Source organism: Alcanivorax sp. HI0083 (assembly GCF_001635175.1).
This window is the reverse complement of the sequence record NZ_LWFX01001514.1, coordinates 1-941: the sequence shown is the minus strand read 5'-3', so window position 1 is coordinate 941 and position 941 is coordinate 1. Positions and strand designations below refer to the sequence as shown.

General features: G+C 54.9%; 1 protein-coding gene and 1 pseudogene. One reads left to right on the top strand and one right to left on the bottom strand.

Annotated elements, in window-relative coordinates:
* Nucleotides 1-282: pseudogene (locus A3754_RS22845) on the bottom strand (hypothetical protein); the annotation flags it as partial.
* 486 nt (nt 283-768) lie between these two features.
* On the opposite strand from A3754_RS22845, the gene A3754_RS28760 reads away from it, so the two are divergent.
* A partial coding sequence (locus A3754_RS28760; protein WP_156497161.1) for a YbfB/YjiJ family MFS transporter occupies nt 769-941 on the top strand: 173 nt, incomplete at its 3' end.

Genomic DNA, 941 nt, shown 5'->3' with positions numbered 1-941 from the left:
ATAGTTGTCCACCTGGCCCACGATGCGGGTATCTTCAAACTCCCCCATCACATCAAAACCGTGGAGCTTGCCACTCTGGTAACCCAGGCGGGTACGCAGGGTCAGCGCCTGGCCGTCTTCAGTGAAGGCATCACTGTTCACTTCTTCATAACGCAGGCGCATGTTCAGCAGCGGTGTGCCGTCTTTCAGTGCGGTAATGAATGCATCGTCTTCCGCGCTGGCGGTCCCCGTAAAGCCCAGCGTGGAGAGAATGACGCCGGCGGCAATGGCAGAATGTTTCATGGTTTTCTTCCTCACCTTAGTGTGTTTTATCGCTCTCGTTTCGGAAAACGCCTATCTTTGAAGGCGGTGTGCTCACGCCTGCCCCCTTTATCCCAGGCATAAAAAAACGCCCATGGAACAACGCCGCCGTTGACGACATTCCATGAGCGTCTTTGCTCAGATTCTTTCGCGATCACCATTGATCGCTAGCAGGATAGCGTGACGAATCATCCTGCTAATGTGCTTACGTTAGGCAAGCGCCATGCCAATTCCTGAAATGCGAAGGAAACAGCCCGCCGGGGAATAAAACAGGCCAAGGCAACTACCTGCAGGTGCCCTCAGATGGTCCAGTGGCACCGGGATAGCGCGCACTGTCTACGACCAATGGGGAATTATCATTCCCGCGAATAGTGAACATCATTCGAAGACTACAGCCGCAACGCGGCCAGCCTGTTAGGCTTGCGTTCTTTTATTGATTCTGCCCCTTGGCGCCCCACTGGAGTCACTGTGACCCACTCTGATTCAGATTCTCTGCGCATCGCCATCGCTGGCGCATTCAGCCTGGTTATTGCCTTGGGCATTGGCCGCTTTCTGTTTACCCCAGCCTTGCCCGACATGATTGCCGAGACCAGCCTCACTGCCATTAGCGGCGGCTACCTGGCAGCGATCAATTATGGGGG